16 protein-coding genes are annotated in these 17341 nt (G+C 68.1%); 6 read left to right on the forward strand and 10 right to left on the reverse strand.

Going from position 1 to position 17341, the window contains the following annotated elements; translation table 11 throughout:
* Nucleotides 1-10: 10 nt before the first annotated feature.
* Nucleotides 11-739, reverse strand: coding sequence for a DsbC family protein (locus tag GQ56_RS0123250; RefSeq protein ID WP_031400924.1), 729 nt, complete (start codon nucleotides 737-739; stop codon nucleotides 11-13).
* 90 nt (nucleotides 740-829) lie between these two features.
* A complete protein-coding gene (locus GQ56_RS0123255) occupies nucleotides 830-2008 on the reverse strand; it encodes a UbiH/UbiF family hydroxylase (RefSeq protein WP_031400925.1) in 1179 nt (392 codons plus the stop codon).
* A 246-nt stretch (nucleotides 2009-2254) separates the two neighbouring features.
* Between GQ56_RS0123255 and ychF the strand changes: the two genes are divergently transcribed.
* The gene (gene ychF, locus GQ56_RS0123260; RefSeq protein WP_031400926.1) at nucleotides 2255-3349 is read left to right on the forward strand and encodes a redox-regulated ATPase YchF; all 1095 of its coding nucleotides are present in this window, start codon (nucleotides 2255-2257) and stop codon (nucleotides 3347-3349) included.
* A gap of 302 nt (nucleotides 3350-3651) precedes the next feature.
* Here ychF and GQ56_RS0123265 read toward each other — a convergent pair whose 3' ends face one another.
* Nucleotides 3652-4545, reverse strand: a complete 894-nt coding sequence (locus tag GQ56_RS0123265) for a LysR family transcriptional regulator (protein WP_031400927.1) — start codon at nucleotides 4543-4545, stop codon at nucleotides 3652-3654.
* A gap of 119 nt (nucleotides 4546-4664) precedes the next feature.
* On the opposite strand from GQ56_RS0123265, the gene GQ56_RS0123270 reads away from it, so the two are divergent.
* Nucleotides 4665-5897 (forward strand): MFS transporter, encoded by a 1233-nt coding sequence (locus tag GQ56_RS0123270; protein WP_043301607.1) that lies wholly within the window; start codon nucleotides 4665-4667, stop codon nucleotides 5895-5897.
* Between the two features lie 147 nt (nucleotides 5898-6044).
* Here GQ56_RS0123270 and gabP read toward each other — a convergent pair whose 3' ends face one another.
* The 3 genes from gabP to GQ56_RS0123285 form a co-directional block, all read right to left on the reverse strand.
* Nucleotides 6045-7436, reverse strand: coding sequence for a GABA permease (gene gabP / locus GQ56_RS0123275; RefSeq protein ID WP_031400929.1), 1392 nt, complete (start codon nucleotides 7434-7436; stop codon nucleotides 6045-6047).
* Between the two features lie 415 nt (nucleotides 7437-7851).
* Complete coding sequence (locus tag GQ56_RS0123280) at nucleotides 7852-8196, reverse strand: MmcQ/YjbR family DNA-binding protein (RefSeq protein ID WP_031400930.1); 345 nt, start codon at nucleotides 8194-8196, stop codon at nucleotides 7852-7854.
* Between the two features lie 82 nt (nucleotides 8197-8278).
* Nucleotides 8279-9595, reverse strand: a complete 1317-nt coding sequence (locus tag GQ56_RS0123285) for an MFS transporter (RefSeq protein WP_031400931.1) — start codon at nucleotides 9593-9595, stop codon at nucleotides 8279-8281.
* A gap of 194 nt (nucleotides 9596-9789) precedes the next feature.
* Between GQ56_RS0123285 and gcvA the strand changes: the two genes are divergently transcribed.
* From gcvA to ettA, 3 genes are all read left to right on the forward strand, one after another.
* Nucleotides 9790-10707 carry a transcriptional regulator GcvA gene (gene gcvA, locus GQ56_RS0123290; RefSeq protein ID WP_031400932.1) on the forward strand — a complete coding sequence of 306 codons (918 nt, stop codon included), beginning with the start codon at nucleotides 9790-9792 and terminating at the stop codon, nucleotides 10705-10707.
* 85 nt (nucleotides 10708-10792) lie between these two features.
* Complete coding sequence (locus GQ56_RS0123295; protein ID WP_031400933.1) at nucleotides 10793-11101, forward strand: DUF3761 domain-containing protein; 309 nt, start codon at nucleotides 10793-10795, stop codon at nucleotides 11099-11101.
* 187 nt (nucleotides 11102-11288) lie between these two features.
* Nucleotides 11289-12956, forward strand: coding sequence for an energy-dependent translational throttle protein EttA (gene ettA, locus GQ56_RS0123300; RefSeq protein ID WP_031400934.1), 1668 nt, complete (start codon nucleotides 11289-11291; stop codon nucleotides 12954-12956).
* Nucleotides 12957-13084: 128 nt separating this feature from the next.
* Here ettA and GQ56_RS0123305 read toward each other — a convergent pair whose 3' ends face one another.
* The 4 genes from GQ56_RS0123305 to GQ56_RS0123320 are packed head-to-tail and all read right to left on the reverse strand — an operon-like array spanning nucleotide 13085 to nucleotide 16399.
* Nucleotides 13085-13708: an HAD family hydrolase gene (locus tag GQ56_RS0123305; protein WP_031400935.1), complete on the reverse strand. Its 624-nt coding sequence runs from the start codon at nucleotides 13706-13708 to the stop codon at nucleotides 13085-13087.
* The gene (locus GQ56_RS0123310; RefSeq protein WP_031400936.1) at nucleotides 13705-14256 is read right to left on the reverse strand and encodes a cysteine hydrolase family protein; all 552 of its coding nucleotides are present in this window, start codon (nucleotides 14254-14256) and stop codon (nucleotides 13705-13707) included. Before GQ56_RS0123310 ends, GQ56_RS0123305 begins: the two co-directional genes overlap by 4 nt.
* A 55-nt stretch (nucleotides 14257-14311) precedes the next feature.
* Nucleotides 14312-16126, reverse strand: a complete 1815-nt coding sequence (locus tag GQ56_RS0123315; RefSeq protein WP_031400937.1) for an aminopeptidase P family protein — start codon at nucleotides 16124-16126, stop codon at nucleotides 14312-14314.
* A gap of 18 nt (nucleotides 16127-16144) precedes the next feature.
* Nucleotides 16145-16399, reverse strand: coding sequence for a hypothetical protein (locus GQ56_RS0123320; RefSeq protein WP_031400938.1), 255 nt, complete (start codon nucleotides 16397-16399; stop codon nucleotides 16145-16147).
* Nucleotides 16400-16570: 171 nt separating this feature from the next.
* Between GQ56_RS0123320 and GQ56_RS0123325 the strand changes: the two genes are divergently transcribed.
* Complete coding sequence (locus GQ56_RS0123325) at nucleotides 16571-17332, forward strand: response regulator transcription factor (RefSeq protein ID WP_031400939.1); 762 nt, start codon at nucleotides 16571-16573, stop codon at nucleotides 17330-17332.
* Nucleotides 17333-17341 lie beyond the last annotated feature (9 nt).

The raw sequence follows: 17341 nt of genomic DNA on the forward strand, positions 1-17341 counted from the left end.
GATCGGTCGGTTACTTGCTCGAGGCGAGCGCCTGGTTGAGCTGGTCCGCCGACACGGCGCCCGGCAGGCGACGGCCGTCCGGCAGGAAGATCGTCGGCGTGCCCGTGACGTTCATCCCGCGGCCGAGCGCGAGGTTCTTGTCGAGCGCGGTGGTATCGCACGAGCCCGCGCCGGACGGTGCGCGGTGGTCGAGCATCCAGCTCTGCCACGTCTTCGCGCGGTCGGTCGCGCACCAGATCGCCTTCGACTTCGCGGTCGAATCCGGCGACAGCACCGGGTACAGGAACGTGTAGACGGTCACGTTGTCGACCGACTGCAGCGTCGTCTCGAGCCGCTTGCAGTACGGGCAGTTCGGATCGGAGAACACCGCGATCTTGCGGGCCCCGTTGCCCTTCACGACCTTGATCGCATTCGCGAACGGCAGGCTCGCGAAGTCGATCTTGTTGATTTCGGACAGGCGTGCGTCGGTCAGGTTCTTGTGCGTCTTGGTTTCGACGAGATCGCCGAGCAGCACGTAGTCGCCCGCTGCGTCGCTATAGATGATCTGCGTGCCGAGGTTCACCTCGTAAAGGCCCGCGACCGGCGATTTCGACACGCTCTTGATCGGCGCGTCATTGCCGAGACGGGCCTGGAGCGTGGCTTTCAGCTTGTCGGTGGTCTGGTCTGCCTGCGCGGTACAGCCGAGCGTCGCCATCGTGACGGCCAGCGCCAGCGACGCGATGCGGATCGTTTTTTTCATCGAAATCTTCCTTCAGCTCAATCGGTGTGCACGGCACAGTGTACGCCGTAACGGAACCGTGTCCGACCGGTGAAGCCGCCGAAGGTTCGATCAGCCGAGCGCGGCCGACACGAGCCAGCGCTTCACGAGCGGCTGCGCGCCGACGAACGCCATGCCCGCATTGCGCACTGCCTTCGCGAGCGGGCCCGGCACCGCGAACAGCCGCTGCAGCCCGTCGGTCGCGACCATCAGCGCGCGGATGTCCTCGCGGCGCGAACGCTCGTAGCGGCGCAGCAGCACCGTATCGCCGAGGTTGCGGAAGCTCTCCTTGCCCGCGATCGCGTCGGCGAGCGCCGCGACGTCGCGCAACCCGAGGTTCATCCCCTGCCCCGCGAGCGGGTGGATCAGGTGCGCGGCGTCGCCGACGAGCGCAACGCGCGGCGCGATCAGCTTGTCGACCGTCTGCAGCGCCAGCGGGAAGCCGGCAGCCGGCGTCACGCATTCGAGCGAGCCGACCTGGCCATGCGATACGCGCTCGACCTCGGCCGCGAGCTGCGCCGGATCGAGTGCGAGCAATTCATCCGCATGCGCGGTGTGCGCGGACCAGACGAGCGACACGTGGCCGTCCGGCAGCGGCAGCAGCGCGACGATCTCGCCTTCGTGGAACCACTGCCAGGCCGTCTCGCGGTGCGGCAGCGAGGCCTTGAAGTTCGCGACGACGCCCGTCTGCCGGTAATCGCGCCGTTCGACCCTGGCCCCGATTTGGGAACGTACCCACGAATGCGCGCCGTCGGCACCGACGACGAGGTCGGCCTCGAGCACCTGCCCGGACGACAGCGTCAGCACGGCCGCATCGTCGCGCACGTCGAAACCCTGCGCACGCGCATCGAACCACGTGAGGTTCGGCTGGAACCGCAGCGCAATGTCGAGCGACGCCTCGACCAGCGACGATTCGACGATCCACGCAAGTTGCGGCACCGAAGCCTGGTAGGCGGAGAAATGCAGTTCGGCGTGCGCATCGCCGTACACGCGCATGTCGTAGACCGGCGCGAGCCGGCCGTGGTCGAGCGCCTGCCAGACCCGCAGCCGTTCGAGCAACGCCTGCGAGCTGGAGGACAGCGCGTAGACGCGCGTATCGAACGCGAGATCCGCGGGGCGCGGCGTGGCCGGCTGGGCGAGCAAGGCTGTCTTGTAGCCGGACTGGGTCAGCGCGAGCGCGGCGGTCTTGCCGACGAGCCCGCCGCCGACCACGGCGACGTCGAAGGTGTGGTGGGCAGTCATGGCGGGCATTATAGCCGCGGGGCCAAACCCTTACGCGGCCGGACTTTGCGGGAAATCAGCAGATTCGCATCCGGCCGGCGCGGCGCGACGGCCCGCCGCATCGGCCGTTCTGCGCCAGCCCGGAATCAGGGGCGTCGGCACGGTACAATAGCGTCTTTGACCGTCGGCTCGCCGCGCTCCACGCGCCGGCCGCCCTTTTTTCCCGCGCCGCCGTGCCCTGTCCGGCCGCGCCGCCTTACCCGTCCGAAGGATTCCATGAGTCTCAAATGCGGCATCGTCGGCTTGCCCAACGTCGGCAAGTCCACCCTGTTCAATGCGCTGACCAAGGCCGGCATCGCCGCCGAGAACTACCCGTTCTGCACGATCGAGCCGAACGTCGGCATCGTCGAAGTGCCCGATACGCGCCTGAAGGCGCTCTCCGAGATCGTCAAGCCGGAGCGCGTCGTGCCGGCCGTCGTCGAATTCGTCGACATCGCGGGCCTCGTCGCGGGCGCGAGCAAGGGTGAAGGCCTCGGCAACCAGTTCCTCGCGAACATCCGCGAAACCGATGCGATCACGCACGTCGTGCGCTGCTTCGAGGACGAGAACGTCATTCACGTCGCCGGCAAGGTCAGCCCGATCGACGACATCGAAGTGATCAACACCGAACTCGCGCTCGCCGACCTCGGCACCGTCGAGAAGGCGCTCACGCGCTATTCGAAGGCTGCGAAGTCGGGCAACGACAAGGAAGCGGCGAAGCTCGTCGCGGTGCTCGACAAGGTGCGCGCGCAGCTCGACCAGGGCAAGGCCGTGCGCGGCCTCGCGCTGTCGGACGACGAAGAGGCGCTGCTCAAGCCGTTCTGCCTGATCACCGCGAAGCCGGCCATGTACGTGGCCAACGTGAAGGACGACGGTTTCGAGAACAACCCGCACCTCGACGCGGTCCGCAAGTACGCGGAAAGCGAGAACGCGCCGGTGGTCGCCGTGTGCGCGGCGATCGAGGCGGAAATCGCCGATCTGGACGATGCCGACAAGGAAGCGTTCCTCGCCGACATGGGCATGGCGGAGCCGGGCCTCGACCGCGTGATCCGCGCGGGCTTCAAGCTGCTCGGCCTGCAAACCTATTTCACCGCGGGCGTGAAGGAAGTGCGCGCGTGGACGATCCATATCGGCGACACGGCACCGCAAGCGGCCGGCGTGATCCACACCGACTTCGAGCGCGGCTTCATCCGCGCGCAGACGATCGCGTTCGACGACTACGTCACGTACAAGGGCGAGCAAGGTGCGAAGGAAGCCGGCAAGATGCGCGCGGAAGGCAAGGAATATGTCGTGCATGACGGCGACGTGATGAACTTCCTGTTCAACGTCTGAGCGCCATCCCGCCCGGGATCGCCACGATCCCTCCGGATGCTTGCCAAGCCCGCGTTCCGCGGGCTTTTTTTATTGTGCAGCCGCATCCGCCGACCTGAGCGACCCGGGCCACGAACCGCGCGGGTGGGCAAAACGAGGAATCGTCGCGCCCCGCTCCGGGCCAATGAGTCCGGCACCCGCCCGGATGCCGCCGGGCGATGGCTGGCCCATGCGAAAGCCGTCGGGATGCCCGTACCGTCCGCACGACCACAGCGCGGCCGCTCGCCCGGCGATAGCGGCGCGCTCGGGCACGGGTCCAGGCCTCATTCCGCGAAGGCTTCAACCAGAAAATCGACGAACGCCCGTACCTTCGGGCTTGCGGAGCGGCGGCGCGGAAAGACCGCGAATACCGGCATCGAGGCCGGCTTCAGATCGGGCAGCACAGGCACAAGCGCTTCCGCTTGCGGCGTTCGTTCGGCAAGAAACGACGGCATCCAGCCAATGCCCGCGCCCTCGCGGATCGCTTCGGCGATCGCGATCATGTCGTTCACCACCAGCCTGGGCTTGATGGCCGCCGGTCGAGTGCCCGCTCCGCCGGGCCAGGGCGAGGTTCCGTTGGTCCAGTGCTTGTCGACGATCACGTGCCGCTCGAGATCGCCTAGCTTCGTCGGCACGCCTCGGCGAGACACGTACCCGGCGCTGGCGTAAAGGCGCAGCGTTATCGCGGTGATGCGTCGCGCCACGTGGCTCGAATCGGCCAGCGCCCCCGCCGTGAGCTGGACATCCCAGTCATGGGTCGAAAGATTGGCGAAGTCCTTCAGCTCGAGATCGACGTTCATCTGCGGGAAGCGGTCCATGAACGACGCCAGGTGCGGCACGAGCAATGCATGGCCCAGCCAGTAGGTCGCCTGTACCGTGACGACGCCGCGCGCAACGGGAACCGTTGCCGCGACGGCGTCCGTCGCCTCCTCGACTCCCGCCAGTATGCGGCCCGCGTGTTCCGCGAAAAGCTCGCCCGCCTCGGTAAGCACCAGGCGCCGTCCGTTGCGCGACAGCAGCACGGTTCCGAGGCTTTGCTCCAGCCTGGCGACGTCGCGGCTGACCGTCGACTTCGGCTTGTCCAGCCGGCGCGCGGCGGCCGTGATGCTGGAAGTCCGGGCGACCTCCGCGAACACGCGCAACTGGTTGAGATCGGTAATCTGGGAACGTTCGCACATGGGAACAATATATTCGTTTTCAGCGCCTTGTCCACGCAGGGGAACAATTTCACACTGGCGTCCCGCCTCGCATGCAGGCAACCCGATCGGCCCTCCGGTCGACGAGGATGACCCAACCGATGGACTCGACCACCGTGAATTCGCAGGTACACGAGAAGCTCGCCTCGCTCGTCAACTGGCCGCTGCTCGCGCTCGCCATCGGCACGTTCGCCATAGGCTCCACCGAGTTCGGGCCGATGGGGTTTCTGCCGGATATCGCACGGGGGGTGGGCGTCTCGATTCCTGAAGCCGGGCAAATCGTGAGCGCCTATGCGATCGGCGTCACGATCAGCGCACCGCTCATGACGCTGGCGCTGGTCCGCCTGCGCATGCGCAGCGCCTTGATCCTGGCAATGGGACTGTTCACGCTCGGCAACCTGCTGTCCGCGCTATCGCCGAACTACGCGACGTTGCTGGTCGCACGCGTCGTGACGAGTTTCAATCACGGCGCCTTTATCGGGCTCGGGTCGATCGTCGCGGCGAGCGTGGCGCCGGACGGGCGAAAGGCGCGGGCCGTTGCGGCGATGTTCACGGGACTCACCGTCGCCAACATCGGCGGCGTGCCCGTGGCCGCCTGGATAGCGCAAGCCGTCGACTGGCGCTCGGCATTCGCCGGCATGGCCGGGCTGGGCGTCTTCGCGATGGCGGCGCTGCGGCTGGCGTTGCCCGAGGGTGAGACCGGCAAGACGCCGAACGTACGGCAAGAGCTGCATGTGCTGACCCAACCGCCCGTGCTCGTCACGATCGCCACGTCGGCGATCGGTTCGGCCGCGATGTTTACGCTCTATACGTATATGGCGCCGGTGCTGGAACACCAGACGGCGGCGTCCCCGGACTTCGTCGTGCTCACGCTCGTGGTGGTCGGCGTCGGCTTCACCGCAGGCAACGTCATCGGCGGACGCATGGCGGACCGCACGCTCGTCGGCGCCACACGCATCATCCTCCTGGCGCTCACGCTGATCCTGGCGACGATGCCGCTGCTGCTGACGAGCCATGCCGGCGCGATCGCCGGGTTCCTGCTGTTCGGCATCGCGAGCTTCGCGATCGTGCCGCCGATGCAGACGCGGGTGATGCAGATGGCGGCCGAAGCGCCCGGCCTGGCCTCGTCGATCAACGCCGGCGCATTCAATCTCGGTAACGCGTTTGGCGCGGGCCTCGGCGGCGCGGTCGTCGGTCACGGTCTCGGCTACGCGTCGGTGCCCGTCGCAGGCGCACTCATGGCAGCGACGAGCCTTGCTCTGGTGCTGTTGGGCTGGAACACGCTCGATCGCACATCCCGAAACGTTCGCGGCGCCTCACGGGAACAACGGTAGACGATTCCGGCCCGTGCCGGAACCTCACGCGCTGCCGGCCACCCTCCCGGATGCAGTGCCCGAAGCCGCTCGGGCGATCCATCCTGGCAGGGCGCTCCCCGCCGGCCGACGGCAGACGCCCGGGCCCGCCGTCGCAGCATCAGGCCATCACGTTGCCGACACGCGCCGCCCTTCACTCGCCTGCGCATCGCGACCACGCTTGTTCAGCCACGACGCCAGCAGCACGATCAGCGCCAACACGGCCGTCGCCCCCACTTCCATCCGGTGATCCTCGCTCACGAGCATCACGGTCAGCGTGCCGCAGATGAACAGGATCACGGCCCACGTGAGCCACGGGAACAGCCACATCCGCAGCGTCAGGTCCGCGCCGCCCGCTTCGAGCGTCTTGCGCATCCGCAGTTGCGAGATCGCGATCACGAGATACACGAGCAGTGCGATCGCGCCCGACGTCGCGAGCAGGAAGCCGAACACCTGCTCCGGCATCAGGTAGTTCGCGATCACGGTCAGGAAGCCGAACGCGGTCGAGGCGAGCACGGCCGCGCGCGGCGTGCCGGTCGAATCGGTGCGACGCAGGAACGCGGGCGCGTCCTGGCGCCTGGACAGCGAGAACAGCATCCGCGACGCGGTGTACAGCGCCGAATTCAGGCAACTCGCGACCGATACCAGCACGATCACGTCGATGATCGCCTTCGCGTTCGGAACGCCGATCAGCTCCATCGCGCGCTGATACGAGCCGTGCTTCGGCAGCAGCGGGTCGTTCCACGGCACGATGGCCGCGACGACGAGGATCGAGCCGAGATAGAACAGCGTGATGCGCCAGATCACCGAATTGGTCGCACGCACGATCTGGCGTTGCGGATTGTCCGATTCGGCGGCCGCGATCGTCACGATTTCGGTGCCGAGAAACGAGAACATCGTCGTCAGCATCGCCGCGAGCACCGCGCCGGCGCCGTGCGGCATGAAGCCGTCATGCACGAACAGATTCGATACGCCCGACACGGCGGGGGCAGGAACGATGCCGACGATCGCCGCGCCGCCGATGCACAGGAACACGACGATCGCGACGACCTTGATCAGCGCGAACCAGAATTCGAATTCGCCGTAGTTCTTGACCGAGAAGAGGTTGGTCACCGTCAGCACGAGCGTGATGCCGAGCGCGAAGGCCCACGTCGCGACGCCGGGAAACCACGCATTGAGGATGGTCGCGGCGGCGGTCGCCTCGATCGGGATCACGAGCACCCAGAACCACCAGTACAGCCAGCCGATCGAGAAACCGGCCCAATGGCCGATCGCGCGATCGGCATAGGTGGAGAACGAACCGCTGTCCGGATGCGCGACGGCCATCTCGCCGAGCATGCGCATCACCAGCACGACCAGCACGCCCGCGATCGCATACGCGAGGATCGATGCCGGGCCGGCTTCCGCGATTGCGTGGCCGGAGCCGACGAACAGGCCCGCGCCGATCACGCCGGCAATCGACATCATCGTCACGTGACGCTGCTTCAGGCCCGTACCGAGGCCTGTGTTGCTTCCACTCATCTGTCTCTCTCCAAAAAACGGTTCCGGTATGGCCGGGTATCGCGTGAAGGCGGCGCGGGAATTGTGGTTCTTGAACCGGGCCGGATGCGGCGCCTGCACGGGAGGCAGGCGCGGCGCCGGATCGGGGGCCGTTCCGGAAGGGGGCGCCATGCAGTCTGCGAAGCTGCGGCTGCGATGCGGTGCGCGCTGCACCGGCGCATCGCGTGCGCCCTTTCCGTCGGCTTTCGTCAGTCGCCTTCGAAGCGAAGGAGTGTAAGCATCAAACGGTTCTTCACTAAGAACCAATTGAAGAATTTCGATGGAACCACTTGTTGCATCGACATCGATCGATGCAACACTTGCACCCGTTCTCGCCAATCCGGGAACCGCGCGTCGCGCATCCGGCGACACCGGATGGCGAGCCGCGAGCGGCGCGTCAGTTCGCGCCGCGCGCCATCTCGTCGCGCCACCTGGCAGGGACGACGGCCAGCCATTCTCGCAGCAGCAGGTTTTTCACGGCGTCCGGACGGGCGGCCGACAGCCGCACCAGCACGATCGGCCAGCCGACGTAGTGATCCGTCACGTAATACACGTCGGGTTCCGATTCGATCAGCCACGCGCGCTCGTCGGGGCCGACACCCTTCACGACGAGCGTGTCGCCGTCTTCCCGCAGCCGCGCGAGCATCTTGCCCCTCACCTTGAGTGCGGGCGTGCCGTACGACGTGCCCTCCTCGACGCCGCGCCACGCCAGTGCGATCTGCCGGACTTCGTCGAACGTCATGGCGCCTCCCGACCGACCGCCGGCCAGTCACGATCCGGCCGCGGGCCGGAATCCGTCGCAACGCGCGCCGGGCGACTCACGCCTATCCGCGCGCCGTGCGTGCGGCCGTCGACGCGCGTCCCGTCGTCGCGACGATCGCGAATGCGATCGCATTCGCGGCGGCACTGGCCAGGATCGGCACGAGATAGCCGCCGCCCGCATCGTAGATGAAGCCGGCCGCGGTCGGCCCGATCAGCGTGCCGAACGCGACGCTCGTATAAAGCACGCCGATGATCCCGCTCACGTTGCGACCGCCGAAGTAGTCCATCACGACCGCCGGCAGCACGGCGACCCACCCGCCGTAGAACACGCCGAACACGAGCGCGAACGCGGCAAGCGTCGTGACGGTGCCGGCGCCCGCCCATCCGAGGAGCGCAACGGCCATGCCCGCGAACATCGCGAGCAGCGACGTGCGGCGGCCGAAGCGGTCGGCAAGGCCGCCGAGGAAGAAGCGTCCGGCCGTGCTGCCGACGCCGATCGCGCCGAGCAGCAGCACGGCCGACGACGACGCGACGCCATGATCGAGCGCGTACGGCACGAGATGCACGAACGGGACGAACACGCCGAACGAGCACATCAGGCATGCGGCATAGAGGCTCGCGAACGGACGCGACGCGACCGCTTCGCGCACCGTCGCGCCAGCCGGCACCGACCCGGCAACCGACGCGCGCGCCGCCGCACCGGACGGCGAAGCCTCTCCGTCGCGCCCGGCGGCACTCGCCGCGCGGCCGTCGCCGGGCGCGTGCGCCGACGCTCCGTCCGGCAACAGCCCGCGCCCGCGCGGATCGTTCTCGATCAGCAGCGACATGCCCGCGCCGATCGCGACCGCGATCACGGCCAGCGTGAAATAGGCGCCGCGCCAGCCGACATGCGCGATCAGCGCGGACGCGAGCGGCGGCATCACCAGCGTGCCGACGCCGATCCCGGCGACCGCGAGCCCCGACGCGAAGCCGCGCCGGCGCACGAACCAGCGCTGCACGGCGCCGACGGCCGGCACGTACGCGCAGCCGACGCCGAGACCGACGCCAAGACCGTACGCGACATAGACCTGCAGCAGCGTGTGCGCGGCGCCGGCGGCCGCGAGCCCGGCCGCCGTCAGCAGCATGCCGGCCACGGCAAGGCGCCGCGAGCCGAAACGATCGGCAAGCGGCCCGCTGACGATCCCGAAGCCGAAATACAGGAAGCCGGCGAGCGAAAACACGAGCGAGATCTGCCCGCGCGACGCGGAGAAATCCCGCTGCAGCGACTCGACGAACGCGCTGAACGTGTATGCGCTGCCGAATCCGACGAACGTGACGGCGAACGCGGCCGCAACCACGTACCAACCGTAAAAGAGGCGCGATGCGCCCGGGCGGTTCATGACGGTGCTCCTCTCAGGTCCCACCGGCCGCCGGGCGGCGTCCGGATTGCCTCATGGATATAGTTGAACTATGTTGATCGCATCTCGGCCGCCCGACGCAGCCGCGAAGCCTGCGATACGATTCGTCAACGGTACTCGCGCATACGCATCGTCTCAAACGATATTTCGTCGGACTTTCGCTTTAGAAAAACTGAATGAATCGTTCCCGCCTGCCGCCGCTCAACGCGTTGCGCGCCTTCGAAGCGGCCGCCCGCCACCTGTCGGTGAAGGCCGCCGCCGAGGAGCTGTCGGTCACGCCCGGCGCGGTGAGCCAGATGATCCGCACGCTCGAGACGCATCTCGGCGTGCAGCTGTTCGCCCGCGTGAACCGCGGCATCCTGCTCACGGCCGCCGGCCGCGACTACCTGCCGCCGGTGCGCAACGCGTTCCGGCAGATCGCCGATGCGTCGCAGCGCGTGTCGGGCGCAGCTGACAGCGGCGTGCTGACGGTGAGCGTCACGCCGTTCTTTGCATCCGGGTGGCTCGTACCGCGCCTCGCGCTGTTCCGGCAGGCGTGCCCGGACGTCGACCTGCAGGTCGTCACGAGTCACGCGCTTGCGGATTTCTCGCGCGACGGCGTCGATGTCGCGATCCGTCACGGCCTCGGCCGCTACATCGGGCTGTGCAGCGAACGGCTGCTGACGGTGGAGATCGTCGCGCTCGCGTCGCCCGCACTCGTCGCGCGGCTCGGCATGCCGGCGACGCCCGCCGATCTGGTCGGCTGGCCGCAGTTGCACGACGCCGAGCGCAAGGGCTGGCACATCTGGTTCGGCGCGCAGCGGATCGACGATTTCGGCCCGCCGCGCGGGCCCGCGTTCGACGACTCGGGCCTGTTGCTGCAGGCGATCGCCGCCGGCCAGGGCGCCGGACTGCTGCCGGCCGCGATGGTGCGCGGCGAACTGGCGAGCGGTCGGCTGGTGCAGCTCGCCGACGTCGCGTGGCTCGACGATTTCGCGTACTACCTCGTCTATCCGCCGCATCACGCGGAACGGCCGAAGGTCGCCGCGTTCCGCCGCTGGATCCTCGACGCCGCGCAGGCCGACGGCGCGGCGTCGATGTCCGGCGCGGCGTAACGTCGCCGCGCGGCGCACGCCACCGGCCGATCGGCTAACATGCGGCCCGGCACCGACAACAACAGACCGAGGACCGAGCAAGACCATGCCCGCCCTGCTCCGCCGTGCGACGCGCATCGCGACCCTGTCCGCCGCGCTCGTCGTCGCCTGCGCCGCGCTGTCGCCTCCCGCGCATGCCTACCGTGCGCCGTCCGGCTACGGCAGCGAAACCGACCTGGATCGACACGATACGTATCGCAACCGCGACGGCGACCCCGTGCATGCGCCCGCGCATTCGAAATCGGGCCGTGTGCCCGACGGCGCGAGCGCGCGCTGTCGCGACGGCACGTACAGCTTCAGCCGCCACCGGCGCGGCACGTGCTCGGGGCACGGCGGCGTCGCCGCATGGCTGTGAACGCGGCGCGCCCGAATGCCCGCCGCGCGCCAGCGGCAGGCGGCGGCGAAGTACAATAGCCGCTCGCGCCGCCGGCATGCGGCGGCGCCGCCGCGCCGCGCACGGCACGCTCCGTACCGAATCACCCGACGCCGCCACGCCCGCGCGCTGCGCGGCGGTCTCAACCACTTCTGACTTTCACACCCAAATGGCCCAATACGTTTTCACGATGAACCGGGTCGGCAAGATCGTGCCGCCCAAGCGCCAGATCCTGAAGGACATCTCGCTGTCGTTCTTTCCCGGCGCGAAGATCGGCGTGCTCGGCCTGAACGGCTCGGGCAAGTCGACGCTGATCCGCATCATGGCGGGCGTCGACAAGGACATCGAAGGCGAAGCGACGCCGATGCCGAACCTGAACATCGGCTACCTGCCGCAGGAGCCGCAGCTCGACCCGACGAAGACGGTGCGCGAAGCCGTCGAGGAAGGTCTCGGCGATCTGTTCCAGGCCAACAAGAAGCTCGAGGAAATCTACGCGGCGTACGCGGAACCGGACGCCGACTTCGACGCGCTCGCGGCCGAGCAGGCGAAATACGAGGCAATCCTCGCGTCGAGCGACGGCGGCAGCCCCGAGCAGCAGCTCGAAGTGGCCGCCGACGCACTGCGCCTGCCGTCGTGGGACGCGAAGATCGAGCATCTGTCGGGCGGTGAAAAGCGCCGCGTCGCGCTGTGCAAGCTGCTGCTCGAAAAGCCCGACATGCTGCTGCTCGACGAACCGACCAACCACCTCGACGCCGAATCGGTCGACTGGCTCGAGCAGTTCCTGGTGCGCTTCCCGGGCACCGTCGTCGCGGTCACCCACGATCGCTACTTCCTCGACAACGCGGCCGAATGGATTCTCGAACTCGACCGCGGCCACGGCATTCCGTGGAAGGGCAACTACAGCAGCTGGCTCGACCAGAAGGAAGAGCGCCTGAAGCAGGAAGAGGCGTCGGAATCGGCACGCCAGAAGGCGATCAAGAAGGAACTGGAGTGGGTGCGCCAGAACCCGAAGGGCCGCCAGGCGAAGTCGAAGGCGCGTATCGCCCGCTTCGAGGAGCTGAACAGCCAGGAATACCAGAAGCGCAACGAGACGCAGGAAATCTTCATTCCGGTCGGCGACCGCCTCGGCAATGAAGTGATCGAGTTCAAGAACGTCAGCAAGGCATTCGGCGATCGCCTGCTGATCGACAACCTGAACCTGAAGATTCCGGCCGGCGCGATCGTCGGCATCATCGGCCCGAACGGCGCCGGCAAGTCGACGCTGTTCCGCATGCTGACGGGCAAGGAGCAGCCGGATTCGGGCGAAGTCGTGATGGGGCCGACCGTGAAGCTCGCATACGTCGACCAGAGCCGCGATGCGCTCGACGGCGCGAAGACAGTGTTCGAGGAGATCTCGGGTGGCGCCGACGTGCTGACGGTGGGCAAGTACGAAACGCCGTCGCGCGCGTACATCGGCCGCTTCAACTTCAAGGGCGGCGACCAGCAGAAGATCGTCGGCAACCTGTCGGGCGGTGAACGCGGCCGCCTGCACCTCGCGAAAACGCTGATCTCCGGCGGCAACGTGCTGCTGCTCGACGAACCGTCGAACGACCTCGACGTCGAAACGCTGCGCGCGCTGGAAGACGCGCTGCTCGAATTCGCGGGCTCGGTGATGGTGATTTCGCACGATCGCTGGTTCCTCGACCGGATCGCGACGCACATCCTCGCGTTCGAAGGCGATTCGCAGGTCACGTTCTTCGACGGCAACTACCAGGAGTACGAAGCCGACAAGCGCGCGCGCCTCGGCGAAGAAGCCGCGAAGCCGAAGCGGCTGCGCTACAAGCCGATCAGCCGCTGAGCGGCGCAGGCACCCGGCGCCGCCGCCACGCGGGGCCGGACGCCGGGACATGCCGCTTCGGTCAGGAAGCGGCACGACAAAAAAGCGGGCCTCGGCCCGCTTTTTTCATTCAGGCGCCGCCTGCACGCCTAGGCGAGCGCGCCCAGTTCGCGCAGCCGCGCCTCGGTCGCCGCCGCGCTCGTGTGATGAATGCCGTGCCAGCCGAGCGCCGTCGCGGCCGCGGCGTTCTTCGCGTTGTCGTCGATGAACACGAGTTCGTGAGGCGCAATGCCCGGCAAGTGCGGATCGATCCGCGCGTGCATCTCGCGGTAGATCGCCGGATCGGGCTTCACGAGCTTCACGCGCCCCGACACGACGATGTCCCTGAACCGCCGCAGCACCGGGAAGTTGTCCCATGCATACGGAAAGGTTTGCGCGGACCAGTTCGTCAGCCCGAACAGCGGCATCCCTTGCGCATCGAGCCGATCGACCAGCGCCGCGCCTTCGTCGAGCACCCCGCCGATCATCTCCTGCCAGCGGGCATAGAACGCGCGAATCAACGCCTCGTGCCCGGGATACTTCGCGACGAGTTCGGCCGTGCCTTCCTCGATCGTCTGCCCGCCGTCCTGGCGAATCACCCAGTCCATCGCGCAGACGTGCGTGAGAAACCAGCGACGTTCGGTGTCGTCGGGGATCAATTCCCGGTAAAGGTACTCGGGACTCCAGTCGATCAGCACGCCGCCGAAATCGAACACCACGGCCTTGATCGTCATGCGAACTCCGTCGCAAGGACTTCCGCGAGCGCGCGCGGCGTCACCGGGTTGCCCGACAGCGAGTTGTTCTGCCAGATGAAATGGTGGTGCGCGACGATCTGCGCGGCCGACAGGTGGGTGCGCTCGTTCGTCGTGTGCAGGTCGGACACGACGGTCGTCCGGTAGCCGAGCAGCGCCGCGCGGCGTGCGGCCGAATCGACGCAGAACTCGGTCGCATAGCCGCAGATCAACACCGAACGGATGCCGTGGCGGTCGAGCTGCGCCGCGAGCGGCGTGTCGTGAAACGAGTCGCTCACCTGCTTGCGCACGCGCCAGTCGTCGTTCCCGACGACGAGCCCCGCCTGCAGTTCCCAGCCCGGCGTGCCGGGTACGATGTTGTCGTCCGCATCGCCGTCGTGCTGCACGAAGCACACGGGCGCGCTCGCCGCGCGCGCCGCCGCCGTCAGCCGGTTGATACCCGACACGACCGCGTCGAGGCGGTAAGCGGGCTGCGCCCGCTCCACCAGCCCGCGCTGCATGTCGATCACGATCACTGCTGTGTCCGCCATCGGTTGCCCTCGCTGTTGTTGTCCGGCCGGCGCCCGGCCGCTTCCAGGTGCTGCTTCAGATCGGCTGCGTGCGCGCGTCGAGCCACGCTTTGGCGTCGCCGTCCAGATGCCGGCCGACGCGCTCGCGCACCGTCGCATGATAGGTGTTCAGCCACGCGCGCTCGTCGTCGTGCAACATTTCGATCAGCACGCAGCGGGTGTCGATCGGGCACAGCGTCAGCGTCTCGAACGCGAGGAAATCGCCGAACTCGGTCTGCCCGGCCGCGCGGTTCACGACCAGGTTCTCGATCCGCACGCCCCACTGGCCGGGGCGGTACACGCCCGGCTCGATCGACGTGATCATGCCCTCTTCCATCGCCGTGTACGGCTCGGCCGGCGCGTAATGCGAGATCACCTGCGGGCCTTCGTGCACGTTCAGGAAGTAGCCGACGCCATGCCCCGTGCCGTGGCCGTAGTCGAGCCCGGCTGCCCACATCGGCGCGCGCGCGATCGCATCGAGCATCGGCGAGCGGATGCCGCGCGGAAAGCGTGCGCGCGACAGCGCCATCATGGCTTTCAGCACGATCGTGAAATCGCGCCGCTGCAGATCGCTGACGGTGCCGACCGGCACGACGCGCGTGATGTCGGTCGTACCGCCGACGTATTGGCCCCCCGAATCGATCAGCAGCAGGCCGTCGCCGGCGATTGTCGCGTGCGACGCGGGCGTCGCGTGGTAGTGCGGCATCGCGCCGTTCGCGTTGAAGCCGGCGATCGTCGCGAAGCTCGGCGACACGTAGCCGGGGCGACGTGCGCGCGCGGCCGTGAGGCGCGCCTCGATCGTCAGCTCGGTGATCGTCTCGCGGTTCACGGCCTGCTCGAACCACGCGAAGAATTCCGCGAGCGCGGCGCCATCGTGCTCCATCGTCACGCGCACATGCTCGATCTCGGCGGACGTCTTGCGCGACTTCGCGAACGTCGACGGATTCACGGCCTCGACAAGCTTCACGCCGGCCGGCACGGCTTCGAGCGTGCCGAACGTCACGCGGCGCGGGTCGACCAGCAGCGTCGCGCCGTCGGGCAGCGCCGCGAGCGACGCGCGCGCGGCGTCGTACGCACGGACGTCGACACCGTCCTGCGCGAGCGACGCGGCCAGCGCCGGCGACACCTTGCCGTCGGCGATGAACAGCGTCGCGCGATCGGCGCCGATCATTGCGTGCGCAACGAATACGGGGTTGAAGTTGACGTCGGCGCCGCGCAGGTTGAACAGCCATGCGAGGTCGTCCAGCGTCGATACGAAATGCCATTGCGCGCCCTGCGCGTGCATCGCGCGGCGCACCTCGGCCAGCTTGCTCGCGCGCGACGTGTCGGCCTGCGGCCCCGCGTGCTCGAACACGGCGTCGGCCGGCAACCCGGGCCGTTCGGGCCAGATCGCGTCGAGCAGGTCGAGATCGGTGCGCAGCGCGATGCCGCGCGCGCGCAGCGCGGCCGTCAGCCCGCGTGCGGCCGCGACGCCGAGCACGGCGCCGTCGACGCCGACCGTCGCGCCCGCCGCCACGTTCTGCGCGAGCCAGTCGACATGCGGTGCGCTCTGCTGCCCGCCCGTCATCTTCATCAGTTGCACGCCCGTGCCGGCCAGCTCGGCGTCGGCCTGCACCCAGTAGCGGCTGTCGACCCACAGCCCCGCGAAATCCGCGGTCACGACCAGCGTGCCGACCGAACCCGTGAAGCCGGACAGCCAGCGGCGGGCCTGCCAGCGCTCGGGCAGGTACTCGGACAAATGGGGATCGGCGGACGGCACGAGGTAGGCGGCCAGACCCTCGCGGGCCATGGCGCCGCGCAGCAGCGCAAGGCGGGCGGGCACCGACGAGACTTCGGGGAGACGGGCATTCATGATTTCACCTGAGGGCATTCAGCGACGGGCCGACAGCGCGACCGTCACGGCTACGGCGACCAACGCGACGCCGGTGCAGACCGGCCATTCGAGCGTCTCGCCATCGTAAAACAGTCCCGAGAGATTGCCGGCCACGCGGGCGGCGGCCGCGCCTGCGATGCCGACGAGCACCGCGACCCACCACGCCGGCCTGCCCGTGCGCCGCATCGGATGCAGCCACCGGCCGAGCAGCCCGACGGCCGCTCCCAGGACAAGGATTCCAAACCAGTTCATTCGACGCCCTCTATAAATTCAGATTCGTCCCATAGGCGTGAACGTTGCCAGCGGCTAGCATCGATTCATCCATCGAACCCGAGACCAGCCGGGTGCCGCGAACGTTCGAGTGTAGGGGCCGACTCGACGTTATGGCAAGCGCGCACCGGCTCCCGTATTGAAGAAATTCTCATGCGAATCGCTCTGATCGATCCGGAGGCGCGTCATGCCGCACTCCTGAACCGCCTGCTCTTCGCGGGCGGCCATGTGTGCCACGCGTTTGCGTCCAGCACGGCGTTCTTCGAATGGCTCGCCACCGATACCTGCGACATGCTGATCACCGGCAACTGGGCCGGCGACCAGCCGGCCGAGGAAGTCATTCCGCGCGCCCAAACGATCCTGCCCGGGCTGCCGGCCATCGCCGTGATGCAATTGCCGCGGGAAAGCGAAATCGTCTCGTGCCTGCACGCGGGTGCGGACGATTGCCTCGTGCGCCCCGTGAGCGGGCCCGAGTTGCTCGCCCGCGTCAACGCGCTGAGCCGGCGCGCCGGCGTGCGCCGGCCGCCGGCCCGCTCGCGCGAAATGTATGGCGAATACGCGTTCGATGCCACGCATGGCCTCGTGCGCTTCGGCGACGCCATCGTCTCGCTCACGCCGAAGGAGTTCCGCTTCGCGCAATTGCTGTTCGCGAACCTGTCGCGGCCGGTGTCGCGCGCCCATATCCTCGAAACGGTGTGGGCGCGCCGCCGCGACATGAAGTCGCGCACGCTCGATACCCACGCGTCCCGGCTGCGCAGCAAGCTGCAGTTGCTTCCACGGCGCGGCTACCGGCTGCTGCCGCTCTACGGCTACGGCTATCAGCTCGATCGCGTGCCGATCGAGCCCCCAAATTCCCGGCCTCGCGACGCTGATGCCCGGTATGCGGCGAGTGAGGAAATCGCTGAAACGCTATAATATGGGGCT

Source organism: Burkholderia paludis, from assembly GCF_000732615.1.
Classification (GTDB): Bacteria; Pseudomonadota; Gammaproteobacteria; order Burkholderiales; family Burkholderiaceae; genus Burkholderia; species Burkholderia paludis.

Excerpts from the sequence above, each read along its gene's own strand:
- GQ56_RS0123255 (WP_031400925.1), bottom strand. The coding sequence starts at position 2,008 with ATGCCCGCCATGACTGCCCACCACACCTTCGACGTCGCCGTGGTCGGC.
- GQ56_RS0123250 (WP_031400924.1), bottom strand. The coding sequence starts at position 739 with ATGAAAAAAACGATCCGCATCGCGTCGCTGGCGCTGGCCGTCACGATG.
- GQ56_RS0123305 (WP_031400935.1), bottom strand. The coding sequence starts at position 13,708 with ATGACGATCAAGGCCGTGGTGTTCGATTTCGGCGGCGTGCTGATCGAC.
- GQ56_RS0123320 (WP_031400938.1), bottom strand. The coding sequence starts at position 16,399 with ATGAACTGGTTTGGAATCCTTGTCCTGGGAGCGGCCGTCGGGCTGCTC.
- GQ56_RS0123310 (WP_031400936.1), bottom strand. The coding sequence starts at position 14,256 with ATGGCGGACACAGCAGTGATCGTGATCGACATGCAGCGCGGGCTGGTG.
- GQ56_RS0123270 (WP_043301607.1), top strand. The coding sequence starts at position 4,665 with ATGGACTCGACCACCGTGAATTCGCAGGTACACGAGAAGCTCGCCTCG.
- GQ56_RS0123280 (WP_031400930.1), bottom strand. The coding sequence starts at position 8,196 with ATGACGTTCGACGAAGTCCGGCAGATCGCACTGGCGTGGCGCGGCGTC.
- ychF (WP_031400926.1), top strand. The coding sequence starts at position 2,255 with ATGAGTCTCAAATGCGGCATCGTCGGCTTGCCCAACGTCGGCAAGTCC.
- GQ56_RS0123285 (WP_031400931.1), bottom strand. The coding sequence starts at position 9,595 with ATGAACCGCCCGGGCGCATCGCGCCTCTTTTACGGTTGGTACGTGGTT.
- ettA (WP_031400934.1), top strand. The coding sequence starts at position 11,289 with ATGGCCCAATACGTTTTCACGATGAACCGGGTCGGCAAGATCGTGCCG.
- GQ56_RS0123295 (WP_031400933.1), top strand. The coding sequence starts at position 10,793 with ATGCCCGCCCTGCTCCGCCGTGCGACGCGCATCGCGACCCTGTCCGCC.
- GQ56_RS0123325 (WP_031400939.1), top strand. The coding sequence starts at position 16,571 with ATGCGAATCGCTCTGATCGATCCGGAGGCGCGTCATGCCGCACTCCTG.
- gcvA (WP_031400932.1), top strand. The coding sequence starts at position 9,790 with ATGAATCGTTCCCGCCTGCCGCCGCTCAACGCGTTGCGCGCCTTCGAA.
- GQ56_RS0123265 (WP_031400927.1), bottom strand. The coding sequence starts at position 4,545 with ATGTGCGAACGTTCCCAGATTACCGATCTCAACCAGTTGCGCGTGTTC.
- GQ56_RS0123315 (WP_031400937.1), bottom strand. The coding sequence starts at position 16,126 with ATGAATGCCCGTCTCCCCGAAGTCTCGTCGGTGCCCGCCCGCCTTGCG.
- gabP (WP_031400929.1), bottom strand. The coding sequence starts at position 7,436 with ATGAGTGGAAGCAACACAGGCCTCGGTACGGGCCTGAAGCAGCGTCAC.